Genomic DNA, 23,715 nt, shown 5'->3' with positions numbered 1-23,715 from the left:
GTCAAGAAACCATGAAATTGCATAACCGTCCCATCCGTACCGCAATGGCGTTGGCAGTCTGTCAAATGCTGCTGGCATGCGCCCAGCCCGCCAAGAATAATTTCGTCAGCCACTTCGGAGCGGACGCCTCGCAGAGCTATGTTTTCAACGAGGAAGCTCCTCCCAAGGACAGCTCTGTCAAAGAGGACAAGGCGGAGCCACGTATCCTGACAGGCACTGGAAAGCTGCTGGGAGAGGCCAAGCCGGTGCCAGCAGTGAAAGAGGCCTCTGTCAAGCTGAGCTTCGAGGATGCTCCCCTTTCGCAGGTCGTGCGCACGGTGCTGGGCGACATCCTTGGGTTGGACTACGTACTGCATCCGCCCATCAATGGCACAGTGACTCTAAGCACGCAGAAGAACATTCCGGGCGATCAGGCCCTCTATCTCCTGGAGACGGCACTGCAGGCCAATGGCCTGGCCATGGTTCGTGATGCCAGGGGTACCTATCACGTGGGACGGGCCGACGTACTCAAGAGCTTGGGAGCATCGGTGCGGCAGGCTTCCCAGACCACTGCGCTGGCTCCTGGCTTTGGAGCCATCGTCATTTCCTTGAACTATATCGGTGCCAACGAAATGGCCGCCATCCTGCGGCCCATGGTGCCGGCCGATGCCATATTGCGCGTGGATGCGGTGCGCAACGTTCTGGTGATGTCCGGTTCGCGAGCACAGGCCGAAGGCTGGCTGGAAATGGTGCGTACCTTTGACGTGAACTTGCTGGAAGGCATGTCGGTCGGGGTATTCCCGCTCAAGTATGTATCCATTCAGGAGGTCAGCACAGCGCTGCAGTTGATGAGTGGCGGCGGTGGGGCGGCAGCTCAGCCGGGAGCTTCCGTGCCAGGGGGCGCATCCGCGGGCAGGCCTGCTGCCGCGGGCGCTGCGCCTGCGGCAGCGGCTCTGGGGGAGGGGAACCCCTTGTTCGGAGCATTGCGCATCATGCCGATCGAACGGCTCAACAGCATCCTGGTAATCACGCCGCGCGCCGCGTATCTGGACGAGGCGCGCCGCTGGATTGCCAAGCTTGATCAGCCTGGTTCGGGCGGTGCGCTACCGCAACTGAACATCTATCGCGTGCAAAACGGTAACGCCAGGCATTTGGCAAGCGTACTGTCCGGAATCTTTGGTGGAACAGGTGGTGGGTCCACGGCCAATAGTGGTGTAGCTCCGGGATTGGGCACCTCCACCACGGGAACCAGCGGGTTCGGGAGCAGCAACGGTTTCGGCAGTACCAGTGGCTTTGGCAATACCAGCGGCTTTGGCAATAGCGGTAGTTTTGGCAACAGCGGCTTCGGTAACAGCGGCTTCGGTAACAGCGGCTTCGGTAACAGCGCTTCCGGAACGCGCTTTGGCAGCACTTCCTTCGGGCAGTCAGGGACGATGGGCCAGGCTGGTGCCGCGCCTACAGCCGCCAGCATCGGCAGCATCCGTGTGATGGCCGATGAGCTCAACAACTCCGTGCTGGTCTGGGGGACGTCTGCGGAGTTCGAGCGTATCGAGGCTGCGTTGAAGAAGCTTGATCTGCCACCGACCCAGGTGCTGATCGAGGCCAGCATCGTGGAGGTCACGCTCAATGACACGCTGCGATATGGCTTGCAATGGGCCTTTAGCGGCGATGTAGGCAACAAGGGCTACAGCGGCAATGGCGGGCTGCTAGGGGCCGGGGGTGACAGCGCTCCGCCCGGAGCCTCTGGACTAGCTGACAGTGGAGGATTGGGGAGTGTTGCGCTCGGAGCAGGCTTCAACTACACGCTCAAGAACTCTCTGGGCAATATCAAGGCGGTACTTACGGCTCTAGCCGGTAAAACCCAGGTCAAGGTCGTCGCCAGCCCTACGCTGATGGTGCTCGACAATCACCCCGCTGCAATCGCCGTGGGCACGCAACAGCCCTACAAGTCGGGAACGACAATCACAGGTACCTCAGGAACCGCTGTAGATAACTTCGCGTACAAGGATACAGGTGTGAACCTGCAGGTCGTGCCCTCGGTAAACGCCGGTAACATCGTCACCATGACTGTCAATCAGTCAGTAACCGATGTCGGGGCCCAGGACCAAGTCACCAAGCAGCGTGCGTTCCTGCAGCGGCAGATATCAAGCCGAGTGGCTGTGCGTTCTGGCGAGTCCATCGTCATGGGTGGTCTGATCCAGGAAAACTCAAGCTCTGGACGCTCAGGGATTCCTTATTTGTATGACCTGCCTGTCGTCGGCAACCTGTTCGGCTCCACCGACAACTCGGGTGCTCGCACCGAGTTGATAGTAATCATTACGCCTCGCGTGGTGCGTACCGACATTGATGTGCGTGAAGTCAGCGATGACCTGAGGGAGAAAATGCGAGCCTTGACGCCCCTGCTCAAGACGCCGGCCTCGGCACCGGCTCCTTTTGATGAACAAAGCGGCGGCAAGGCCTCCGTGGAAATCGGTCCTCTCACGCCCGAGCGTCGTTAGAGGCGCGCATAGGCCGGAACATTCGGCCTTCAAGTTGTTCCAACGTTTTTTTTGGAGTTCAAACACATATGAGCAAGTCGACAAAGCATGCTGTGCCCTCGCGCCTGCACTGGCTGAAGTGGGGCCTCGGCCTGGCCTGTGCTGCCGTCTTGGCAGGCTGCGCCTCCATGGGCAGCACGACGCCTGAAGAAGCAGTGACCCAGCGGTCCAACGCCTTCTGGAAGGCGCGTATGGCAGGGGAGGTCGCCAAGACCTACGCGCTTACCTCGCCTGGCTACCGGGCTGTCAATGATCAGGAAAAGTACCGGCTGGCCCATGGCGTCATCCCGGTGCTGAAAGGCGGGGACATTGCATGGGTCAAGTGCGATGAGGCACGCTGCGAAGTGCGCAAGAACTTCACCACGTCGAGTCCCGTGATGCCACGTACTACTGTCCCCATCTCCATCAGCGAAATCTGGATCAAGGAAGAGGGCCAGTGGTGGCTGTTTGTGGAGTGATGTGAAGTCAGGCACGGGTCGGTTGCCTTGTGGCAGCCGGCCAGTGGTCTGGTCCAGCGCACGATACATGTGCGGAACAGGCCGAGCGGGATAGGCGGATGGCCCAATGTTTGTGATAATGCGGCGTCCCTGATCCCGGTGCTCGCTAGGGAAGTGTTGTTTTTTTTCAAAACAAGACTTGAGCGCCTCCGAAAAGCGGTATGGGAGCTTAACCGGCTGTGCTACGATTCCCTGGCGATCAATCGTGGTGGTTGCAACTACCTTATCTTTTTACTGGAGATAGTTCTTATGAAGAAAAATGTTCTGGCCCTGAGCATTGCTGCCATGGTTGGTGGCCTGGGCTTCGCCGGTGCTGCATCGGCAGCTCTGTCGGTGAACGAAAGCGGCACGGGCCACATCCTGATGGTGCCTTACTACACCGCTCAGAATGGCAACATGACCGTGTTCCACCTGACCAACACCGACACCGTGCACGGTAAGGCTGTCAAGGTGCGCTTCCGCGGCGCTTCCAACTCCGACGACGTGCTGGACTTCCAAGTCTTCATGTCGCCCGGCGACGTCTGGACTGCTGCCGTGACGGCTGACGCCAACGGCCTGTCCCAGCTGGTGACTGCAGACAACACTTGCACGCTGCCCCGCATCTCCGCTGGCACGCCTGTCAAGTTCGTGACGGACCGTCTGGCCAAGACCGACTGGACTGCTTCCGACAAGGCTGCTCAGACCCGTGAAGGCTACGTTGAAATCCTCAACATGGCCGACATCCCTGACAACAACGGCGACAAGGGCCTGTTCAAGGCAATCAAGCACGTCAACGGCGTGGCTCCTTGCACTTCCGGCATCCTGAACGCGACCCTGTCGCTGACTGGTGTTGGTCCCGGCGCTACGAACCTGAACCTGCCTAACAACACTGCTGCTGACCTGACGGTGCCCACGGGTGGCCTGACCGGTTCTTGGTACGTGATGAACGTTGCACAGACCACTACCTTCTCGGGCGCTACGCCTGCGATCGTGGCCTCCGGTGCTACGCGCAACGTGTTCTCGCACCAGAAGACTGGTACGGCTCTGCTGGAAACCGCTGATCCGCTGATGGTGGGCGGCGCTATCCCGGCTCAGCACTATGACGTGCCTGACCTGTCGACGCCTTACGAAGTTGCTGCAACGACCGCTGCTGCTCAAGCTGAAGAGCTGACCTCGGCTATCGCACGCACCAGCGTGATCAACCAGTACGCTACGGACGCTTCCATCTCGGCCAAGACCGACTGGGTGTTCTCCATGCCTACTCGTCGCTACACCATCGCAGCTAACTACGCTGCCGGTGCAGTGAATCAGGTTGTTGGTAATGTGACTGGCACTTCGCTGGCTGGTGGTACGGTTACTCTGCCGGGTTCTACCCCTGCCTACCGTTTCATCAACAACAACGTTGCTGTTGCTAACAACATCTTCCGCACGGCTGGCAACACCACCGTGAACAGCGCAGGTCAAATCTGCGTGGAAGCACAAAGCCAGACCTTCTTCGATCGTGAAGAGCGTTTCCAAGAAGACGGCGCTATCTTCTCGCCTGGCACGATCAGCCGTACCCAGCTGTGCGGTGAAGTCAGCGTCCTGGCTTTCTCGGCTGACAACTCGGCTCTGGCTGCATCGGTTGCTCGTCAGAACGTCGCTGCTCCGTACACCAACGGTTGGGGCGTCGTGAACTTCAATGCTCCTACCCCTCTGCTGGGCGCTGCATTCCTGAAGCTGACCAACCCCGAAGCTGCTCCTGGCACCTCTGGCACGTACGGCATCACTTGGCCCCACGCTTACCGCGCCAGCGCGCAGTAATAGGGCACTTTCACACGCAAGTGTGATCTAGCAAAGGCGGGAGGAAACTCCCGCCTTTTTTGCGTTTATCTATACCAAGGACTTATGACTGTTTCCATCCAACGTTTGAGTGCTGTCTCTCTTGTGCTGGCTGCGGCCATGGCTACCCAGGGCGTGCAGGCCCAGGAAAAGGCCAAGGCCTTGGCGTCGCCTGCTGCGTCACAGGCTGCAACTGCCGCGTCGCCATCGCCTGTGATGGTGGAGGGCAAGGGAATCTCCATAACGCGCCAGGACATGCTGGCTGATTCGCTGCGCATGCCGCCGGAAATGCGGCCGCTGGTGCTTTCTCGCCAGCAGAACGTCAAGCAGATCGCCTCCAACCTGTATGTGTTACGGACCATGGCCAAGATGGCTCAGGAGCAAGGCCTGGATCGAGATCCCAAGGTGGCTGCCATCGTGCAGGTAGCACGCGACAAGGCGCTGGCTGATGCATGGCTTGCAGCATTGGATGAGAAGAACACTCCCACGGTGGAAGCTGCCGAGAAGCAGGCTCGCACCATCTATTTGGCGCATCCGGAGCGCTTCAAGGTGGGCGAGGAAGTGCGCGCCAGCCATATTCTGGTGGCTGGCAAGGATGCGGACGCCAAGGCCCAGGCCGAGCGCCTGCTCGCTGACTTGAAGAATGGTGCGGATTTCGCAGCATTGGCCCAGGAACGCTCTGCTGACAAGGGCAGTGGCGCGCGTGGCGGTGATCTGGGCTTTTTCGGTAAGGATCGCATGGCACCTGAGTTTGAGGCTGCTGCATTCGCTCTGCAAAAACCGGGTGAGCTCAGTGGCGTCGTGCAGACCCAGTTCGGCTACCACATCATCCGTCTTGAAGAGCGCAAACCCGCCAGAACCAAGACATTTGATGAGGCACGTGATGAGCTTGTTCAGGGCATCCGTGCATCTGCTGCGCAGGATGTGCGTGCCCAGGTGGCAGAACAGATCCGCAAGGATGCTCAGTTCAACGATTCGGCGGTCGACGCCTTCGTTTCCGAGAATTCTTCCAAGCGTTGAATCTGCGTTGAAGAGGAAGGGGTGACAACTCTTCCTGCGCGTAAGGTCGGTCCGCTGGTTGTGCAAGCGTTTGCAAGCTTTGAGAAGATTGGCTGGCGCGCTGGATCTTGATGCGCGAAAATGCGAGGTTTGGCATGAATTGAAGTGCCGCCGCCGTCTCTGGCGCGCGGCACTTGTCGCATAACAACGCATGTACTCTTTACTTGGCGAATGCCGCGCGCTGTGGCAGGCCCGCAGCCTGCTGTGGGTGATGACCCGGCGCGAAGTGGCTGCCCGCCACGCAGGCACGGCCGCGGGCGTGCTCTGGCCCTATCTGCAGCCCCTTCTCACCGTGGCGGCCTACTACCTCGTGTTCGACGTGGTGTTTTCGATGCGCCTTGGCGACAACGCTCCCACGCATGCCGTGGGAGCGTTTCTTGTTGTGGGCGCCTTGCCGTGGATGGCGTTTTGCGATGCTACGGCACGTGGCATGAACAGTCTGGTCGAGGCGGGTGGCATTCTGCAAAAGAACCCTTTGCCGCCAGTGCTGTTTCCCATGCGGGCGGTACTGGCCAGCAGTGTGATCTTCGGACCCTTGTTGCTGCTGGTGGCCTTGGCTTATCTGCCCCAGCACGGCTTGACCTGGTCGCTCGTGGCACTCATCCCCCTGTTGCTGGGCCAGCTGCTGCTGTGCGCCCTGCTGGCTTATGCGCTGGCTATTCTGACGGCGGCACTGCGCGATGTGGGGCAGCTTGTGACCTTCTTTCTGTCCGTCGGTATCTATCTCTCGCCCATTCTTTTTCCGCTGGCCTTGTTCCCTGAGCGCTGGCGCTGGGTGCTATGGGCCAATCCCATGACGGCGTTGGTTCTTGGCTACCAGAATGTGCTGCTGCAGGGGCTGTGGCCTCAAATGGCGGTCTGGGCGGCTTTGGGCCTCTGGATTCTGGTTTTGGCTGTGCTGCTCAATGGCTTGGTGCGACGCAGCCGTGATCAATTGGTGGACTGGCTATGAACGCCAAGCATGTCGAATTGCCTGATGACCTGGTATTGCGTGTGCGCAATCTGGGCAAGGAATACAAACTTTATCCCTCGCCGCGAGCGCGCTTCAAGGCCTTGCTGACCGGGGTTGCCACGCACCGAAGCCATTGGGCATTGCGGGATGTGTCATTCGAATTGCGCCGCGGCCAGTGCATTGGTGTGATTGGCGACAACGGCGCAGGCAAGAGCTCGCTGCTCAAGCTGCTGGCTGGCACGTTGCAGCCCAGTTGCGGGCAAATAGAGCGTGTGGGTCGGGTCACGGCCATTCTGGAGTTGGGAGCGGGATTTCACCCTGATTTCAGCGGACGCGACAATCTGTATTTCGGTGGCAGCCTGATTGGTATCTCCCCTGAGCGCATGCGTGAGCTGGAGCCCGAAATCGCCGCTTTTGCGGAGTTGGGCGAAGCACTGGAGCGGCCGGTCAAGACCTACTCTTCGGGGATGGCGGTGCGCCTGGCGTTTGCACTGGTGACGGCCGTGCAGCCCGATGTGCTGATCATTGACGAGGCGCTCGCCGTAGGCGACCAGCATTTCCAGAAGAAGTGCATTGAACGCATCATGGCCTTCCGCAACAGCGGCTGCACCATCCTGTTTTGTTCCCATAGCCCTTATCACATCCGCCATCTTTGCGATGCAGCCCTGTGGCTGCGCGGCGGCCATGTGGCGCAGTTCGGTGCGACCGAGCCAGTGCTGGCCGCCTACGATGCACATACCCGCGAGCGCCAGGAGCGCGAGCAAAGGGCTTTGTGCGACGAGATGCTGCCTGCTGAAGGAGAGCCCGCTGTGCCAGCGCCAGCTGCGGATGAAGCGCCTCCCGCGCCGGTCGCTGCCGTGGACAGCGGCACAGCCTGCATCCTGTCCGTCGATGTCAAGGATCTGGCTGAACCTGTGGGTGACCAGCCAGGGTTGCTGCAGAGCCAGGACCTGGTTGTGACCATTACTGCGAGAGGACGTGGCAACGAGCGGCCGCACATCGGCTTCATGATCGAGCAGTCCAAGGGCGTGGGCATCACTTCGCTGGCAACACATGAGGATGGTGCAGCACCGCGGCAATTGCCAGACGGAAGCTGGCAGACTGTGCTGACCTTTCCCGAGTTGCCTCTGCACAGCGGAGACTATGTGATCAGCGCCTTTCTGTTCGATGAAACCGGGCTGGCCGTCTATGACGAATGGTTCCAGTTCCTGCACCTGCGCTTTATTTTCCCCAAGCCCCTGCCTGGGCTGGTGCGCCTGCCTCACCACTGGAGCTGAGCGGCTCCGCCACGCCCGCGCAAGCGGCTCGGCTGTCTCCCTATTCCATACCCCATGACATCTGACAATTCTTCTACTCCCATCAGCGATGGGCAGCGTTTGCTGAATGAAGCCCTGCAATTGCTGGCAAGCGGCGACCGGGCTGGTGCGGCACAGGTCCTGGCTCGTGCCCGCGAAATGGACGACAGCCTGTTGGAGGCGCATTCCCTGATCGAGGCAAATGGTCTGGTGGGCTCGTTTTCCAACATGACGGGACTCGATTGCCGGATTTCTGCGCAGGACGATATCTTCGGCTTCTTCCGTGGCCACCCTTCCAGCGTCAATCCCCTGCGCGACTACTTCGCCGACGGTTGGCGCACGCTGTCGGAACTGATGCTGCTGCTGGAAGCCGTGGACAAGCCTTTGCTGCGCACAGCCAGCGTCCTGGAGTTCGCGAGTGGTCACGGCCGCTTTACGCGACACCTGGTCAAGGCGCTGGGGGCGGAACGGGTCACGGTCTCGGACATCGTGGTCGATGCCGTGGATTTCTCGCAGCAGACCTTCGGCGTGAAGGGCTTTACGTCGGCCAGCGTGCCGGAGCAGGTACGCTGGCCTCAGCAGTACGAACTGGTGTTCGTGCTATCGCTGTTCAGTCATCTGCCGCGCTCGACCTGGGCGCGCTGGCTGCAGGTGTTGCGTGATGCGGTGGTTCCGGGCGGGTTGCTGGTTTTCAGCACGCACGGCATGAAGGCCGCAGATTTCGACAGCGTGAAGCTGGATGACGAGGGATTTTTCTTTGCACCGTCCAGCGAGTCGAATGCCATCGATGCCAATGAGTATGGAACGGCGTTCACTTCCGAGCAATTCGTCCTGGACCGTATTGCCGAGACCTGGGGCACCGATGCGCTGCGCCATCGATCACTTGTGCATTTCTGGAACCACCAGGATGCCTATGTGCTTCAGCGGCTGTGAGCGTGTTGACAGGGTTGTAGACAGAATAGAGAGGACGATTGCATGAGTTGGATGCTGCGTTTGCAGGAACGACTGTTGGGCCTGGCGCCATGGGACGCCGGCAAGATCACCGATGAGTGGTTTCGTGCGCATTTCAACTATGCAGCGGATCTGGCCCATGACTGGCTCGGACAGTCATTGGATTTGTCCAAGGCCAGGTTGCTGAATTTCGGTTGCGGCGATGGCATCACCGATCTGGCTTTGGTGCTGCGCCATGGCGCAACCTCCATCCATGGCATCGATATCCGTCAGGAATACGCCAAGCTGCCCCGCATCGCACGCGAGCAGTTGGGCATGTCGCGCATTCCCGCTGCGCTGAGCTTCGAGACCATCGTGCCGAATTCGCCATTAGCCGGCCTGCATACGAACTATGACGGGTTGCTCAGCTGGTCCACCTTCGAGCATGTGCAGCGCGACAAGGTGCTGCCGATCCTGTCCGATTTGCATGCCTGCCTGCGCCCGGGAGGCGTGTTCTTCCTGCAGATCGAGCCCTTGTTTCATTCTCCCTGGGGCTCGCACCTGCGCCGCTACGACGATGTGCCCTGGCACCACTTGCTGGCGTCGGAGGAGGAGCTGTGGAGCATCATCGAAAAGCATGAGGGTCCGCTGGACGCCGCCGAGGTGGACTTCGGCTTTGCCGATTTCGGTGTCGATGGCTACAAGCGCTTTGTCTTCAAGGAGTACCAGGCGCTGAACCGGTTGACGGCAGACGAGCTCGTAGATATTGCTCGTCAGGCCGGCTTTGAAGTGTTGCGCGAGGAGCGGCGCCAGGTGGACATGGCCATTCCCGAGGCGCTGGCGGGGCGCTACCCTGAGGAGTGGCTGCGCAACAACGAGATTTTGCTGTTGCTGGGCAAGAGCTGACACAGCCATGCAGGAGCCGGGCCCCACGATCTCTTCACCCGTGCGGTCTGCATATTCCAATGGCTTTGATGCACTGCGCATAGTCGCTGCATCTGCAGTCATTTACAGCCATCATTTCCATATCACGGGCACCATACCGCCATCGTGGCTGCATGCGGACATGGTGGGCGGCGTGGCAGTGATGACTTTCTTCACGATCAGCGGCTTTCTTGTCACGCTGAGTTGGCTGCGCGATCCCCGTGCCACGGCCTTCATGGTCAAGCGTCTGCTGCGTTTGTGGCCGGGCATGCTGGTGGCTGTCGTGGCTGGCGTGCTGCTGTTTGGCCCGGCTTTTACTTCATTGCCGTTAAAGGAGTTTTGGCGTCATCCGCAGACACTGGATCACTGGCGCAATCTGCTGCTGGTCAAGGACTACGCCTTCATGCCGGGCGTGTTTTCCTCCAACCCGCTGCCAGGGTTGATGAATGGCCCGTTGTGGACCATACCCATCGAGCTGACGTGTTACGTTGTGCTCGCTGCACTAGGCCTATCGGGCATGCTGCGGTCAAGGTTTCTTGCCAGCTTGGCTGTGGCTGGATATTTGTTTTTTTTCCTGACGCAGCGAAACGCCGATGTGGCCGGAGCCATGTTCCATTGGTTCGAGTACCCGGCCTATTTCGCCTATGGCGCGCTGATCGCGCTGTTCCAGCCAGCCTTTGCTGCCCATGGTCGGAGCTTGCTGTTGATCCTGGCACCTGTGGCTGCGTTGCTGTTCTTTGGCCTGAAGCTGGAGCACTCAGCCGGCCTGCTGCTGCTGCCGCCTCTGCTTATCCACTTGGGCTCCATGCGTTCTAGGGTGTTTTCCGGGTTGCATCGACTCGGAGATCCTTCTTATGGTGTCTACGTGCTGGGTTGTCCCATCCAGCAGGCGGTTCAGGCACTGTGGCCTCAACTGCCATTCCACTCCAGTCTGGCGCTTGCATGGCTGCTTGCGCTGGTTGCTGGCTATGCGTCCTGGCACTTGGTCGAGTCGCCGATGCTAAGGCTCAAACGCTTGGTGTACCGCACCTAGAAGGGAGTGCCATGCGCAGTGTTGAAGAGAGGGCAAACCGCTTTGACATGCTGCGCTTGACGGCTGCGCTCGCAGTGTTTGTGGCCCACGGAGAGTTTCTTTACCGCCTGCGTCTTGCCGAGCCCTTTGCTGGCCACAGCCTGGGGTCGCTCGCAGTCTATGTATTCTTTTTCATGAGCGGCTATCTGGTGTGCCAGAGTTGGATGCGCGAGCCTGTCTGGCAGGCTTTCTGGATTAGGCGGCTGATGCGGATTTTTCCCGGCCTCATCATGGCCGTGGTTTTCTCTGTTTTCGTCATCGGCTGGGCGATGACCTCGCTTGATTCGCTGCAGTACTGGCAGTCACCGCAAACCTGGAGTCATCTGCTCAACAACATGACAGGGCAGGCCACGGTTCAGATACTGCCGGGCGTATTCGAATCCAATCCCTTTGCCTATACGGTCAACGGGTCCCTGTGGACTTTGCGGTACGAGCTGGCGATGTACCTTGTGCTGGCGACGTTGGCATGGTTGGCAAGAGGCAAGCGCTGGATCCATCCCCTGATGGCTGGCGTGCTGGCAATCCTGTGGCAGGTGGCCAGGCTCAGGGGGTGGGATCAAGGCCTGGACGCCATTCACACTCCGCTGGTCGATATGTTTCGCTGGCGGGATTTCTGCGGATTTGGTGTCCCTTTCTTTCTGGGAAGCACGATGGCTGCGTATGGAATACGCCATCGTGCATGGATGGCCGTTGCCGCGCTGATGCTGGCTGCATGTGCATTGCTTACAGCCAGCACATGGATGCGCCAGGTTGCAGTCTGGGGATTGGTGGCCTGTGCAAGTTTTTATCTTGCACATGCAGGCCACGTGGCTGCAAGCCAACGTTGGCGCGCCGATCTGTCTTACGGCGTCTACATCTATGCTTTCCCTGTGCAGCAGGCCATGACAGTCATTTGTCTGCGCGAGGGCTGGTCACTGGGCATTTGCATGCTGTTGTCGCTTGTCCTGACACTGGGTCTGGCCTTGATGTCATGGTTTGGCGTGGAGCGGCCCTGTATCCGGATGGCGCAGCGATGGCGCGCGTTGCCGGGGCCACGCCTAGGCCTGCAGCCAATTCTTGACCCGGCGCTGCCAGTGCGCGGGAATGCGCCTGGCCACGCCGCGCAGGATGGGTAGCGAGCGCAGGTGGGCCAGCAGGATCAAGGCCCCCGATCTTGCAGCATGGTCCTGGCGTTGCAGGCGATGTGTGGCCAGGAAGGCCGCATCCAGTGGCTGGAGCAGGGCCTGATCGCGCGGCTGCAGCCCCTGGAGATAACCGTCGCCATAGAAAGCCGCTCCCGGCTGGGCGGCGGCACTCCCTGTTGCGGCCGGTTGCTGCGGCAGCTGTCCTTCAATGAAGTGGCGTTCGCGTATTTGCGCGAAGAAGTCCAGCCATTGGGCGGTGCTGGCGTCCCAGGGCATGACCCAGGACCAGTCGCGGCCTGCCAGCCTTTCGGGGAAGGCCCCTATGTCGGGCGCGACGATGGGCAGCCCGGCGGCCAGGCAGGCGCTGAGCGTGTAGCTGTAGGTCTCCGGCCATTGGGCGGGGAACCAGGCCAGGTCGGGCTGCAGCCACTCCAGCAGCGCAGGCAATTCCTCTTCCTTGTAGCCACCATGCACCGTCAGGCGTGCGCGTGGCTGGGTCTGCAGGCTGCGGTAGCCATAGCCGAGCAGATGGAATTCCACAGGAGCTCCGCGTTTGGCGGCTTCGATAGCCACGGCTTCAAGCACGTCGGCCCCCTTGATGGCACTCATGGCTCCCAGCACGACGATCTTGAGTGGGGCCGTGGCGGCCAATGTGCGTGCCGTTGGGGTCGGCAACTGTGCCGGCATGTCGGTGTGGGCAACGGCCTGGACGCGTGCCCCGGGCACGAAGCCGGCGATCCGGCTGGCTGTGTCCTGGCTGGGGGCCAGCACATGGCGCGCGTTGTTCAGCAGCAGCGCATTGCGGTGGCGCCACTGGGCCACGGTGCCGGCATAGGGGGCTGTGTCCGTTGGTTCGCAGCAGCCGCATTCGCCCGCGCGGGGCGGCACGATGTAGCGGTTGTCGATGCCGGTCAGCGAGATATTCTTGCAGTAGGTGTAGAAATCATGGGCCGTGAAGTCATGGGCCGTTCCCAGGCGTGCGGGCAGGTCCAGGATGGCTTCGCTGTGGCCCAGGAGATGCTGGTAGTGCACGTGCACCACGCCCAGCTGGCGCAGGGCCTGCACCAGCTCCTCCATCTGGTCGTTGATGCGGAAGGCGAGCTCGAAGGCTTCCTTCTCTTCGGCACGGCGCAGGACCACGACTCCACCTGCGGCTGGGGACAGCATGAGGAACAGTGCCTTGCCTTGCAGGAACTGCGCCAGTTCGCGGACATGGCGCACGGTGCCGCCCGCCCGATCGTGGAGCACGGCCAGCACCACGGGCTGCTGCGCTGCCTCGGCCTGCAGGCGTGCCACATCCAGCGCCAGGCGTGCCGTGCGCGCAGGGTCGGCCTGGACGAAGGCCATGACATCGGCTTCGTAGCGCGGATGCAGCCTGCGCAGGGTTTCCATGGCGGCACGTTCACGCGGGCTCTTGCTTTCTCCGAAGCTCACGCCGCCTGTGTGCAGCACGAAGGTGTCCAGCAGATGCAGGTTGCGCCAGCCAGCGGCTGCGGCACGCTGGCAGAAATCGTTTTCCTCGCCATAGCCCTTGCCGAAGTGCTCGGTGTCGAACAGGCCGACGGCGTTCAGGCTGTCGCGGCGGATGTACATGCAAAAGCCCACGCCGGTCGGCACGTCCACCACCTGGCCGGGGTTGGTGCGCGCGCACAGTGCGTCGATGGCGGCCGTGTCCATGCCGGGCGGCAGGTCGTTGCCCTCGCAAAAGCGCGGGTAGCTGCAGATGGTGGCGTTGTTGGAAAACGGCGTGACGGAGGCGATGCGTGCATCGCCGTAGGCAGCCTGGCGGATGCGGTCCAGCCAGTCATTGGCAACCACGGTGTCGCTGTTGAGCAGCAGCACGTCATGGGCGGTGTTCAGCGCCATGCCGCGGTTGACGGTGCCGACGAAGCCGAGGTTCTCCTCGTTCTCCAGCAAAGTGATGCGGGGCTCCTGCGCAGCCTTCTCGCGCAGCCAGGCCGTGACTTCGGGCTCCGGGCTGGCATCGTTGATGACCACGAGTTGCCAGTGCGTGCGGCAGGGGCTGGCCAGAACGGATTCGATGCAGTTGCGCGTGTCGTTCAGGCCGCGGTACACGGGCACGATCACATCGACGGGTTGCTGGGGCATCGGCTGGGGCACGGGTGTGTGGAGGACAGGGGCAGGCACGGGCGTGCGGCCCAGCAGGCGGTCAATGCGCATCTTGGCGTGGACGAGAGGGCGCGTGGCCCGGAAGACGGTGGAGTTCTCGATATCGCGCAGGTGCTGCTCCAGGCGCGCGAAGTCCCGCTGCACGCGGGTGGCCTCTTGCTGCCAGATGGCGCGCTCCTTGCTCTGCGACTGGTGGCTGTCTTCCAGGAGGGCGTTGCGGTGCTGCAGCCTATGGATCGCAGCGCTTCGCTCTTCCAGTTGCTGGACATCCTGCGCGTGCTGCTGCTCAAGCCGCATGCGCTGTGTGTGCCACTGATCCTGCAGATCATTGGCCCGGCTGCGCTCCTGCGCGATCTGCCGTTCAAGCGGCTGCACGGCGCCCGCCAGCGCCAGATAGTCGGCCGACATGGGCCATCCCATCTCGATCTCCAGCGAGGCGCCACGCAGTGCAGCCAGGGTTTCTGCGGGAATGGGCAGTTCGAACCAGGGGTCATCGCCGGTCAGAAGCAGCATCAGCGAGAAGGCGCCTGCCGGATGAAGTCCATTCCAGACGAGCTGATGATGCGGGCGTTGCCCCAGCAGGGCGGCGTCCGAATCCTCGGGCAGCCATTGCCAGACGACGGCGCCTTGCGCATCGAGCAAGGCCAGCCGGTGCAGGTGTATGAAGCCCGGCCGGTCGGCCAGGTCCAGACGCAGATGGCTCAGTGAAGTGTTGTGGTCGGGCAGCGCAAAGCGCAGTGTCTGGCGTGCCTGGCCAATGATGCCGGTGGTGGAGAGCTTGCTTTCTTCGTCATAGCGGCCAGCGCGTGCCATGTAGAGCTGTGCCGTGAATAGGGCATGTGCCTGTGGATAGTTCACCGGCGGCTCGATGGCCTGTGCCTGGGCTACCGGGGCGGCACTGGCGATGAACTGATAGGCCAGTGCATCGGGCGTGGCCAGCAGGTGGCGGGCAACGGCAGGGGGCAGGCTGTCGTAGGCGACGCGGAATTCGGATTCGGGGAGCGCCCGTTCGATGGTGTCGATGTCGTCCACCTGCCAGCCTTGCTCGGCCAGAAAGCGCGACAGCGAGCGCCGCGTAAAAAAACGCAGGTGGGTGCGGTCCAGCAGGCCTTCTTCGCGGTAGCGGAATTCGCCATGCAGCAGTTCTGCCACCAGGCCGCTGTAGCCTGCATTGGGCACGGAGATCAGCAGACGGCCTTCGGGCGTCAGCCGCTTGCGGCATGCAGCCAGGATGCGCTCGGGCTGGCGAAGGTGCTCCAGCACGTCGGCGCAGACGATGTAGTCATAGCGCGCATCGCCGAAGAGCTGGTCCAGATCGCAATCCTCCAGGTCGGCCACATGGACATGGCGGTAGAAGGGCGCTGCATGGCGGGCTTCTTCCTGGCTCAGGGTGACGCCATCGCAGACGCATTGCTTGTGCTCGGCGAGAAAGGCTCCAAGTGCACCGCTGCCGCAACCCAGATCCAGTATGTGCGCCTGGGCCCGGACATGGCCGGCCAGCACGGACAGCGACGTGCGCTCGTTCAGATCGACAGTGCGCAGGTAGACGTGGGGATCGGGAATGGGTGTGGTCATAGGAAAAAGGGTGCCGGGCAATCTCTCCGCTGGGAGCAGGTGCCGCGGCCGTATTCATTCATGCCAGACGGCCTTGGCCAGTCCGCAGCGGGCAGCAAGCTGCGCCCACGTCAGGGCGCAAAAAATCCCGGAAGTCCGGGCGGCAGATTGTCGCGCATCATAATCCCGGCCACTGCAGTGACTGCATGGCATGGCCGGGTAATGACATATTGCGCGGCTGTTGCATTTTTTTGCATTACGGCATGGCCGCTGACGCTTGACGAAGGCCGTCGGCGGAATACTCTGTGCCGCCGTTTCTGCGGCGCGTGATTCCCGTGCGGGAATTTGAAGATTTGAAGGGCGGCATTGATGGGTTCATCGTTGGTCGTGTCGGTGGTGAGCCACGGACATGGCGCTCATATCCAGAGGCTGCTTGAGTGCCTGGCTTTGGCGCGCGTTGCGCCGGTGTCCCGTGTGGTGTTGACGCTCAACATTCCCGAGGCGGAGCCCCAGGCGCCCGTGGCCGGCTGGCCCTTTGCTCTGGAGATCCGGCGCAATGCGCAGCCTCTGGGGTTCGGCTGCAACCACAACCGGGCGCTGGCGAGCGCACGGGAGCCGTTTGTCTGCGTGATCAATCCCGATGTGTTCTGGAGCGAGCAGGAGGAGCCGTTGCAAGACCTTCTGGCGCTGGTGGCCCGTCCGGGACTGGCCCTGGCCTATCCCCCGCAGATCGGTGAAGACGGCGCGCTGCAGGATTTCGAACGGGAGTTGCCATCGCTGTGGAATTTGCTGCGGCGCAAGCTGCGCGGGCGCGTGGAGCGGCGTGTGGAATGGGTGAATGCGGCCTGCCTGGTGCTGGGCCGGGACAGCTGGCTGCGGCTGCGTGGGTTTGACGAAGGTTTCTATATGTATTGTGAGGATGTGGATCTGTGCCTTCGCCTGCGGGTGCTGGGCGGAGAACTCAGGCGCGGCGGTTTGCCTGTGGTCCATGCGGGCCAGAGGGCGAGCCGGCGCAGCTTGCGCCATGGCGCATGGCACGTGGCCAGCCTGCTGCGGCTGTGGAGCCGGCCGGCTTACCGCAAGGCCAGGGCCCTGCCGCAGGCAGCGCCATCGCTGCGCAGCCTGCGTGGAGAACCATCGTGATCTGGATGTCGGTACTGGCCTTCATGGTCTCCTTCATCGGCTGTGCGCTGCTGCTGCGCTGGGCCCGGCGGTCCGCAACGTCCTCCTACGGATACGACAAGCCTCAGCGTTTCCACATGGGCGAGGTGCCCCGGCTGGGGGGCGTGCCCATGTACCTCGGGCTGGCTGTCTCCTGGGGAGTCGGCACCTGGCTGAGCATGCGCGGAGATCCTTCGTCGCTGCGCATGCAGCTGTGGGTCGTCGTATGCCTGGCCGCCATGCTGCCGGCCGTGGTCGGGGGGATCATCGAGGATGTCTCGCAGCGCCTGAGCGTGCGCTACCGGCTGGTGCTGACCCTGCTGAGCGCCGTGCTGGCGGTTTTGCTGTGCGGCCTCACCGTGCCCCGGCTCGGCTGGCCCTGGCTGGAACAGGCGCTGGGTCCTGCCATGCCCTGGCTGGGCATGGGCCTGGCGGTGCTGGCTCTGACGGGCCTGCCCCATGCCTTCAACATCATCGACGGCTACAACGGGCTGGCTGGCATGGTGGCCACCATCATCTGCCTGGCGCTGGCCCATGTGGCCTTGCAGGTGGGCGACCGCACGCTGGCCGCCATGCTGGTGACGCTGGCCGCCGCCACCTGCGGCTTCCTGGTCTGGAACTACCCGCGCGGCATGATGTTTGCCGGCGATGGCGGAGCCTATGTCTGGGGCCTGGCGATTGCCCTGGCCAGCATCGCCCTGGTGCAGCGCAATTCCGCAGTCTCTCCATGGTTTCCCATGCTGCTGCTGATCTATCCGGTCTGGGAGACGGTGTTTTCCATCTACCGCAAGCTGATGCGCGGCATGTCGCCGGGCATGGCGGATGCCCTGCATTTCCACCAGCTCATCTATCGGCGCATCGTGCGCGGCGTGTTCGACGATGATCTGGCCCGGCGCATGCTTCGCCGCAATAACCGGACCTCCCCCTATCTGTGGGCCTTCACGCTGCTGACCGTGGTGCCGGCATTGCTGTTCTGGAGCAACACGCCCGTTCTGGTGGGTTTTTGCCTGCTGTTCGTGGTCAGCTATGTGATCGCCTATCTGGCCATCGTGCGCTTCAAGCTGCCGGGCTGGATGCAGAACAATGGATGATGGCCGGGCGCCATGGGCGTTCCGTCATCCGGGCATGCAACACTGCCGCGCAGTTGCGGCACAATGCCCGCCTTGTTGTTGACTACTTCCACGCCCCAGGGCTAGCACCATGAACGATATCCTCTCGATTGCCCCCCGCGACAAGGCCGAAATCCTCGCCCAGGCCCTGCCCTACATCCGCAAGTTCCACGGCAAGACCATGGTCATCAAGTACGGCGGCAACGCCATGACCGATCCGGCCCTGCAGGCCGACTTCGCGGAAGACGTGGTGCTGCTGAAGTTGGTGGGCATGAATCCGGTGGTGGTGCATGGCGGCGGGCCGCAGATCGAGACGGCCCTGAACCGCCTGGGCAAGAAGGGCGAGTTCATCCAGGGCATGCGCGTGACCGATGCGGAGACCATGGAAGTCGTGGAATGGGTGCTGGCCGGCGAGGTGCAGCAGGACATCGTGGGCCTGATCCACCAGGCCGGTGGCAAGGCCGTGGGCCTGACAGGGCGCGATGGTGGCCTGATCCGCGCACGCAAGCTCAAGATGGTCGACAACAAGGATCCGAACATCGAGTACGACGTGGGCCAGGTGGGCGACATCGTCTCCATCGACCCCAGCGTGGTGCGTGCGCTGCAGGATGACGCCTTCATCCCCGTGATCAGCCCCATCGGCTTTGGCGAGGAAAACGAGAGCTACAACATCAACGCCGACGTGGTCGCCAGCAAGCTGGCCACCGTGCTGCAGGCCGAAAAGCTGGTGCTGCTGACCAACACCCCCGGCGTGCTGGACAAGGCCGGCAGCCTGCTGACCGACCTCACGGCGCGCGAGATCGACGCCCTGTTCGCAGACGGCACCATCTCGGGCGGCATGCTGCCCAAGATCAGCGGCGCCCTGGATGCCGCCAAGGCCGGCGTCAACGCCGTGCACATCATCGATGGCCGCGTGCCGCATGCCATGCTGCTGGAAATCCTGACCGACCAGGCCTACGGCACCATGATCCGCAGCCATTGAGGCCCGATGGCGCGGACTTTGCGGTTCGCGTTACCATCGCGCATGGCCCGGGCGTGGTCTGACGGCCTGGGCCGGTCTGCTGCAAGCCGCCTTTGGGCGGCTTTTGTTTTTTAGGTTTGATATGCGTTTGCTTCTTGTGGAAGACGATGTGATGGTGGCCAGCGGCATCAAGCTGGGGCTGTCCGATGCGGGGTATGCCGTGGACTGGGTCGGCAGTGCCGAGCGCGCCCTGGAGGTGCTGGCCCAGGAAGCCTTCGACCTGGCCGTGATCGACATCGGCCTGCCCGGTATCGACGGGCTGGAGCTCACACGCCGCCTGCGCAGCAGCGCGGTGGAGAGCTCGGCCATGCCCGTGCTGATTCTGACGGCGCGCGATGCGCTGCAGGACCGCGTGCAGGGCCTGGACCAGGGCGCCGACGACTACATGGTCAAGCCCTTCGAGCTTCCTGAACTGCTGGCCCGGCTGCGCGCGCTGCTGCGCCGGTCACAGGCAGCCACATCGGCCGTCCTCAGCTTCGGTCCCATCGAGCTGGACACGGCAGGCCGCCGCGCCGGCGCGCGCCAGCCTGCACAAGACGATGAGAGCGAGGGAAAGCTGCTGCCCATCGACCTGGGCCCGCGCGAATGGACCGTGCTGGAATACCTGCTGATCCACGCGCCCAAGCCGGCCAGCAAGGACAAGCTGCTGCAGGCGCTCACGGGCTGGGACCGAGAGATCACGCCCAATGCGGTCGAGGTCTATGTCTCTCGCCTGCGCAGCAAGCTGGAGCCGCACGGCGTGGCCCTGCGCTCCATCCGGGGCTTCGGCTATCGGCTGGAACTCTCGCATACCGTTGCCTGATGCGGACATGGCGCATGGCCCCAGGCGCTGACCGCCCATGACAGCCAATCTGCGACTTCGCCTGCTGGTGCTGCTGGTGGTGCCGCTGACGCTGCTGGCGCTGATGGGCGGCTGGTTCGGCTACCGCTCGGCAGACGAGGCCTCCACCCAGCATGACCAGCGCCTTTTGCGCCTGCTTCCCGCGCTGGCCGACTCCGTGCTGGCACCGTCGATTGCCGAGGGAACGCCGCCGCTGGTCGCGCTGACGCCCGCCATCGAGGAAGTCTTGCGCCAGCGCGGCAACGACGTCGGATATGCCGTGGGCGACCTGCAGGGCCATGTCGTTGCCGGAGACACCTGGATCCGCTTCGATGTGCCTTCCACGCCGCTGGCCGAGTTCCACAGCCAGGAGCATGACGGCCTGACCTACCGCGTGGCCGTCATGCGCGCCGAAACCTATGGCGCCGGTGAAATGGTGCTCGTGCTGGCCGACGGTGGCGACGTACGCCAGCAATGGGTGCGCCAGTTGCTGCTGCATGTGCTGCTGCCCAGCGTGTTGCTGATCGCGGGCGCTGGCATCGCCATCTACTGGTCGGTCAGCCGGGCCTTCCGGCCGCTGTTGACCCTGACCCAGGCTGTGGAGCGGCGCTCGCCGCGCGACCTCAGTCCCATCTCTGAGCACAGCTCTCCGGCCGAGGTCCGCCCGCTGGTGCGCTCGCTCAACCGATTGTTTGCACTGGTCAACGCCCAGGCCGAAGGCCAGCGGCGCTTTGTGGCCGATGCCGCCCATCAATTGCGCACGCCGCTGGCGGCCTTGCAGGCCCAGGTCGAGGCCTGGGCGCTGAGCGCGCAGGCTGCCCAGGCCGAGGCGAGGCGCAAGGGCACCGAGGCCCAGGTGGTGCTCAGCGTGACGCAGATCGAGCAATTGCGCGACGCCACGCGGCGTACCTCGCAGCTGGCACGCCAGCTGCTGGCGCTGTCACGTGCCGACGCCCGCAATGCCGAAGTCCAGCCGCTGCAGCAGGTGGACCTCAAGGACCTGTGCGAAAGCATGCTGGAAATGTTCTTCGACCAGGCCAGCGCCAAGGGGCTGGACTTCGGCCTTGACGTTGCTCCGGCCAGTGTCTGGGGTCACAGCTGGCTGCTGCGCGAACTGGTGTCCAATCTCGTGGACAACGCCATCAAGTACACGCCGCCCGGCGGTAGCGTCACGCTGCGCTGCGGCATGTACCATGGCGCGGGGCAGTCTGCGGATGAGCCGCCAGGGTGGGCCTTCCTGGAGATCGAGGACGATGGCCCCGGCGTGCCCGAGGCCGAGCGCTCGCAGATCACGCAGCGCTTTTACCGCGCCCAGGGTGCGTCCGGCGATGGAACGGGGCTGGGATTGGCGATTGCCGATGAAATCGCCCTGTTGCACCAGGGCACTCTGGCCTTTGGCGCCGGCGCGCAGGGCAAGGGCCTGCTGGTACGCTTGGAGCTTCCATTGCAAATGCCGGCCGTGCTCTCGGAAACAGTAGCAGCGCAGCCAACAGGGACGCGATCCTGACGGTTGCGCTCATGGGGACAGCTTTGTGCGGAGTTGCCGCCGAGGGCTGTGAGAGAATTACTTACAAATAGTTGATCTGCTTATGTCCGAGTCTGAAGTCCTGTCGCCTTTATCCGCTCCTGGCGCTGATGTCGTTTCCGACGAAGCCGCCTCCGCTTCCGCCCCCACGCCTGCGCGCAAACGCCCCAAACCCGGGGAGCGGCGCGAGCAGATCCTGCAGGCGCTTGCGGCCATGCTGGAAAAGCCCGGCGCAGAACGCATCACCACGGCAGCGCTGGCCGCTCACCTGGGCGTCAGCGAGGCGGCCCTGTACCGCCACTTCGCCAGCAAGGCCCAGATGTTCGAAGGACTGATCGAGTTCATCGAGCAATCCGTCTTCACGCTGGTGCAGCAGATCGTCGGGCGGGATGTGCCTGAGGAAGAGCGTCCCGCAGTGGATGGCATGCGCCAGGCCAGCCGCGTGATCTCGCTGGTGCTGCAGTTCGGCGAGCGCAACCCCGGCATGGTGCGCGTCATGGTGGGCGATGCCATCGTCTTCGAGCACGAGCGTCTGCAGGCCCGCATGAACCAGTTCTTCGACCGCATCGAATCCACGCTGCGCCAGTGCCTGCGCCCCGCCGCCGGTGCGCTGGGCTCCTCCGCCCCGACGGTCGATGCCCAGGTCGCCGCCAGCGTGCTGACGTCGTTCGCGCTGGGCCGCCTGCAGCGCTACGCACGCTCGGGTTTCCGCCGCCTGCCGACCGAGCATCTGGAAGCCAGCCTGGCCTTGATGGTCTGAACATGGCCCAGCGGACCCCAGGGTCCGCTTTGCAGCAAAGCCACCCGCTTGCGCCGGTGGCTTTTTTGCGACCAGGGCCTTGCTTCTTCGCGGTGGCAGTGCTCAGCCGGCAAGATTGCGCCGTCGCCTGGCCGGTGCTGTCACGCCCAGCGCCGCAACGATGCGCCCCACCTGGCCTTCCGTAATCCCATGCTCGGCAGCCAGTTGCCGGGCCGTCTTGTCCGTGGCGTAGTCTGCGGCGATACGCTGGTTGCGTAGTGCCTGCAGTGCGCGCGCTGCCCTGGGCAGCTGGAAGTGGGGCAGGCCTCCATACTCACGGGCGAGCTGGAGCAAGGCTTTCACGCCTATGGTGGCCGCATAGGGATGCTCGGGTGTGACCTTGTCCGGCGTGGGAACGTAGATGCGCAGCCCACCCCAGCGCTGCACCAAGGCCATCGTGGGCTGCAGTCCGATCAGGCGCTCGAAGTCCTGCAGCAGGGGCGGGAGCAGATCACTGCAAGTGCCATGGCGCGGGTCAATGGCAGCTGCTCCGGGCGTGGGTATGCCGATGGTGGGGGGCAGGGCAGCAGGCCGAAAGCCCTGGAAGACAGATGCCGGATGGTGTTCGGAATGCATTTTGGCTGTACGCTCTTGGTTCAAAAGGAAACGGTTCAATTTGAACCATATTCTTGGTCCATAACGAACCACTGTCAAGATTCGCCATGCCTGCAAAACCTGTGACTGATGCGCTTACATCCAACGTTGATGAGGTACTGGCGCGCATGGCTGAAGCCTTGGGACCCGACTGGATGGCCGGCATGGAGGTTCAGCCTGAAACGGTGCGGACATGGCGCAAGCGCGGGGAAGTGCCAGCACGGCAACTGCTGCGGGCCTCGCAGCGAGCGGGCCGGCCGCTGGAGTATTTCAACGGCACGGGCGCGGCGAAGCCTGTCGCTCGGCATGGTGGGGCGGCCGAAGACGAGTTCACACAGATCGAGATGCTCGATGCGCACGTCAGCGCAGGGCATGGGGCCGTCAATGGCCCCGACGAGGTGATAGGCCGCTTCGCCTTCCGTTCGTCCTGGCTGCAGTCCAAGGGACTGGGCAGGCACAACGCCAAGATCGTGCGTGCCCGTGGAAGATCCATGGCGGACCGCATCAACGACGGCGACATCCTGCTGGTCAACACCTCGGTCGATACGCTGACCCAGGATGGTGTCTATGTGATCGAGCTGGAGGGTGAGAACTACGTCAAGCTGCTGGAGCGCGACTTCAGCACGGGCGGTGTGCGCATCGTCAGCTACAACCCCGCCTATCCGCCCCAGGTTCTGGAAGGCGAAGCGGCCAACCGGCTGCGCATCTGCGGCCGGGTCCTCTGGCACGGCGGAGAACTCTAGCCCCCGGGCCGCGCCGCCCGGCATCGCTCCAGAGACTTTGCCGCAGGCCTGAGGCCAGCCTGCGCGCTTCCGTCTTCTCCCAGCCTTTCT

Annotated in this window: 19 protein-coding genes; 17 read left to right on the top strand and 2 right to left on the bottom strand. The window is 62.8% G+C overall.

Going from position 1 to position 23,715, the window contains the following annotated elements:
* Positions 1–11: 11 nt before the first annotated feature.
* The 10 genes from gspD to DTS01S_RS00410 all read left to right on the top strand — a co-directional run bounded on the left by gspD (position 12) and on the right by DTS01S_RS00410 (position 12,160).
* Complete coding sequence (gspD, locus tag DTS01S_RS00455) at positions 12–2,477, top strand: type II secretion system secretin GspD (RefSeq protein WP_061287133.1); 2,466 nt, start codon at positions 12–14, stop codon at positions 2,475–2,477.
* A gap of 68 nt (positions 2,478–2,545) precedes the next feature.
* Positions 2,546–2,974 (top strand): hypothetical protein, encoded by a 429-nt coding sequence (locus tag DTS01S_RS00450; RefSeq protein WP_017405940.1) that lies wholly within the window; start codon positions 2,546–2,548, stop codon positions 2,972–2,974.
* A gap of 156 nt (positions 2,975–3,130) precedes the next feature.
* Entirely contained in the window at positions 3,131–4,795 is a 1,665-nt protein-coding gene (locus DTS01S_RS00445; RefSeq protein WP_306307622.1) for a cell surface protein, read from the top strand.
* Between the two features lie 84 nt (positions 4,796–4,879).
* A complete protein-coding gene (locus DTS01S_RS00440; protein WP_254787940.1) occupies positions 4,880–5,833 on the top strand; it encodes a peptidylprolyl isomerase in 954 nt (317 codons plus the stop codon).
* 190 nt (positions 5,834–6,023) lie between these two features.
* Positions 6,024–6,824, top strand: a complete 801-nt coding sequence (locus DTS01S_RS00435; protein ID WP_017405937.1) for an ABC transporter permease — start codon at positions 6,024–6,026, stop codon at positions 6,822–6,824.
* Entirely contained in the window at positions 6,821–8,101 is a 1,281-nt protein-coding gene (locus tag DTS01S_RS00430) for an ABC transporter ATP-binding protein (protein ID WP_017405936.1), read from the top strand. Before DTS01S_RS00435 ends, DTS01S_RS00430 begins: the two co-directional genes overlap by 4 nt.
* A 54-nt stretch (positions 8,102–8,155) precedes the next feature.
* Positions 8,156–9,052 (top strand): class I SAM-dependent methyltransferase, encoded by an 897-nt coding sequence (locus DTS01S_RS00425; protein WP_061287132.1) that lies wholly within the window; start codon positions 8,156–8,158, stop codon positions 9,050–9,052.
* A 42-nt stretch (positions 9,053–9,094) separates the two neighbouring features.
* Positions 9,095–9,955, top strand: coding sequence for an SAM-dependent methyltransferase (locus tag DTS01S_RS00420; protein WP_061287131.1), 861 nt, complete (start codon positions 9,095–9,097; stop codon positions 9,953–9,955).
* A gap of 7 nt (positions 9,956–9,962) precedes the next feature.
* Positions 9,963–11,006 (top strand): acyltransferase family protein, encoded by a 1,044-nt coding sequence (locus tag DTS01S_RS00415; RefSeq protein ID WP_174538834.1) that lies wholly within the window; start codon positions 9,963–9,965, stop codon positions 11,004–11,006.
* Between the two features lie 11 nt (positions 11,007–11,017).
* Positions 11,018–12,160 carry an acyltransferase family protein gene (locus DTS01S_RS00410; protein WP_061287130.1) on the top strand — a complete coding sequence of 381 codons (1,143 nt, stop codon included), beginning with the start codon at positions 11,018–11,020 and terminating at the stop codon, positions 12,158–12,160.
* Here DTS01S_RS00410 and DTS01S_RS00405 read toward each other — a convergent pair.
* On the bottom strand, positions 12,083–15,874 hold the full coding sequence (locus DTS01S_RS00405; RefSeq protein ID WP_061287129.1) for a methyltransferase domain-containing protein: 3,792 nt from the start codon (positions 15,872–15,874) through the stop codon (positions 12,083–12,085). The two genes, DTS01S_RS00410 and DTS01S_RS00405, sit on opposite strands and share 78 nt — an antisense overlap.
* Before the next feature lie 348 nt (positions 15,875–16,222).
* On the opposite strand from DTS01S_RS00405, the gene DTS01S_RS00400 reads away from it, so the two are divergent.
* The 6 genes from DTS01S_RS00400 to slmA all read left to right on the top strand — a co-directional run bounded on the left by DTS01S_RS00400 (position 16,223) and on the right by slmA (position 22,249).
* A complete protein-coding gene (locus tag DTS01S_RS00400; RefSeq protein WP_061287128.1) occupies positions 16,223–16,996 on the top strand; it encodes a glycosyltransferase family 2 protein in 774 nt (257 codons plus the stop codon).
* Positions 16,997–17,001: 5 nt separating this feature from the next.
* Positions 17,002–18,105: a glycosyltransferase family 4 protein gene (locus DTS01S_RS00395; protein ID WP_082774873.1), complete on the top strand. Its 1,104-nt coding sequence runs from the start codon at positions 17,002–17,004 to the stop codon at positions 18,103–18,105.
* Between the two features lie 109 nt (positions 18,106–18,214).
* Positions 18,215–19,105 (top strand): acetylglutamate kinase, encoded by an 891-nt coding sequence (gene argB, locus DTS01S_RS00390; protein ID WP_012203251.1) that lies wholly within the window; start codon positions 18,215–18,217, stop codon positions 19,103–19,105.
* Positions 19,106–19,226: 121 nt separating this feature from the next.
* On the top strand, positions 19,227–19,946 hold the full coding sequence (locus DTS01S_RS00385) for a response regulator transcription factor (protein WP_016446445.1): 720 nt from the start codon (positions 19,227–19,229) through the stop codon (positions 19,944–19,946).
* 37 nt (positions 19,947–19,983) lie between these two features.
* A complete protein-coding gene (locus DTS01S_RS00380; RefSeq protein WP_016451814.1) occupies positions 19,984–21,471 on the top strand; it encodes an ATP-binding protein in 1,488 nt (495 codons plus the stop codon).
* A gap of 82 nt (positions 21,472–21,553) precedes the next feature.
* The gene (slmA, locus tag DTS01S_RS00375; protein WP_012203254.1) at positions 21,554–22,249 is read left to right on the top strand and encodes a nucleoid occlusion factor SlmA; all 696 of its coding nucleotides are present in this window, start codon (positions 21,554–21,556) and stop codon (positions 22,247–22,249) included.
* Between the two features lie 102 nt (positions 22,250–22,351).
* Here the strand turns inward: slmA and DTS01S_RS00370 are convergent, their stop codons facing one another.
* Positions 22,352–22,864 (bottom strand): Mor transcription activator family protein, encoded by a 513-nt coding sequence (locus DTS01S_RS00370; RefSeq protein WP_017405925.1) that lies wholly within the window; start codon positions 22,862–22,864, stop codon positions 22,352–22,354.
* 146 nt (positions 22,865–23,010) lie between these two features.
* On the opposite strand from DTS01S_RS00370, the gene DTS01S_RS00365 reads away from it, so the two are divergent.
* A complete protein-coding gene (locus tag DTS01S_RS00365; RefSeq protein ID WP_026062523.1) occupies positions 23,011–23,625 on the top strand; it encodes a S24 family peptidase in 615 nt (204 codons plus the stop codon).
* Positions 23,626–23,715 lie beyond the last annotated feature (90 nt).

The sequence above is a fragment of the Delftia tsuruhatensis NBRC 16741 genome, from assembly GCF_001571325.1.
Taxonomy (GTDB): Bacteria; Pseudomonadota; Gammaproteobacteria; order Burkholderiales; family Burkholderiaceae_C; genus Comamonas; species Comamonas tsuruhatensis.
The sequence above is the reverse complement of the archived record's forward strand: the minus strand, read 5'-3'. Positions and strand labels throughout refer to the sequence as shown.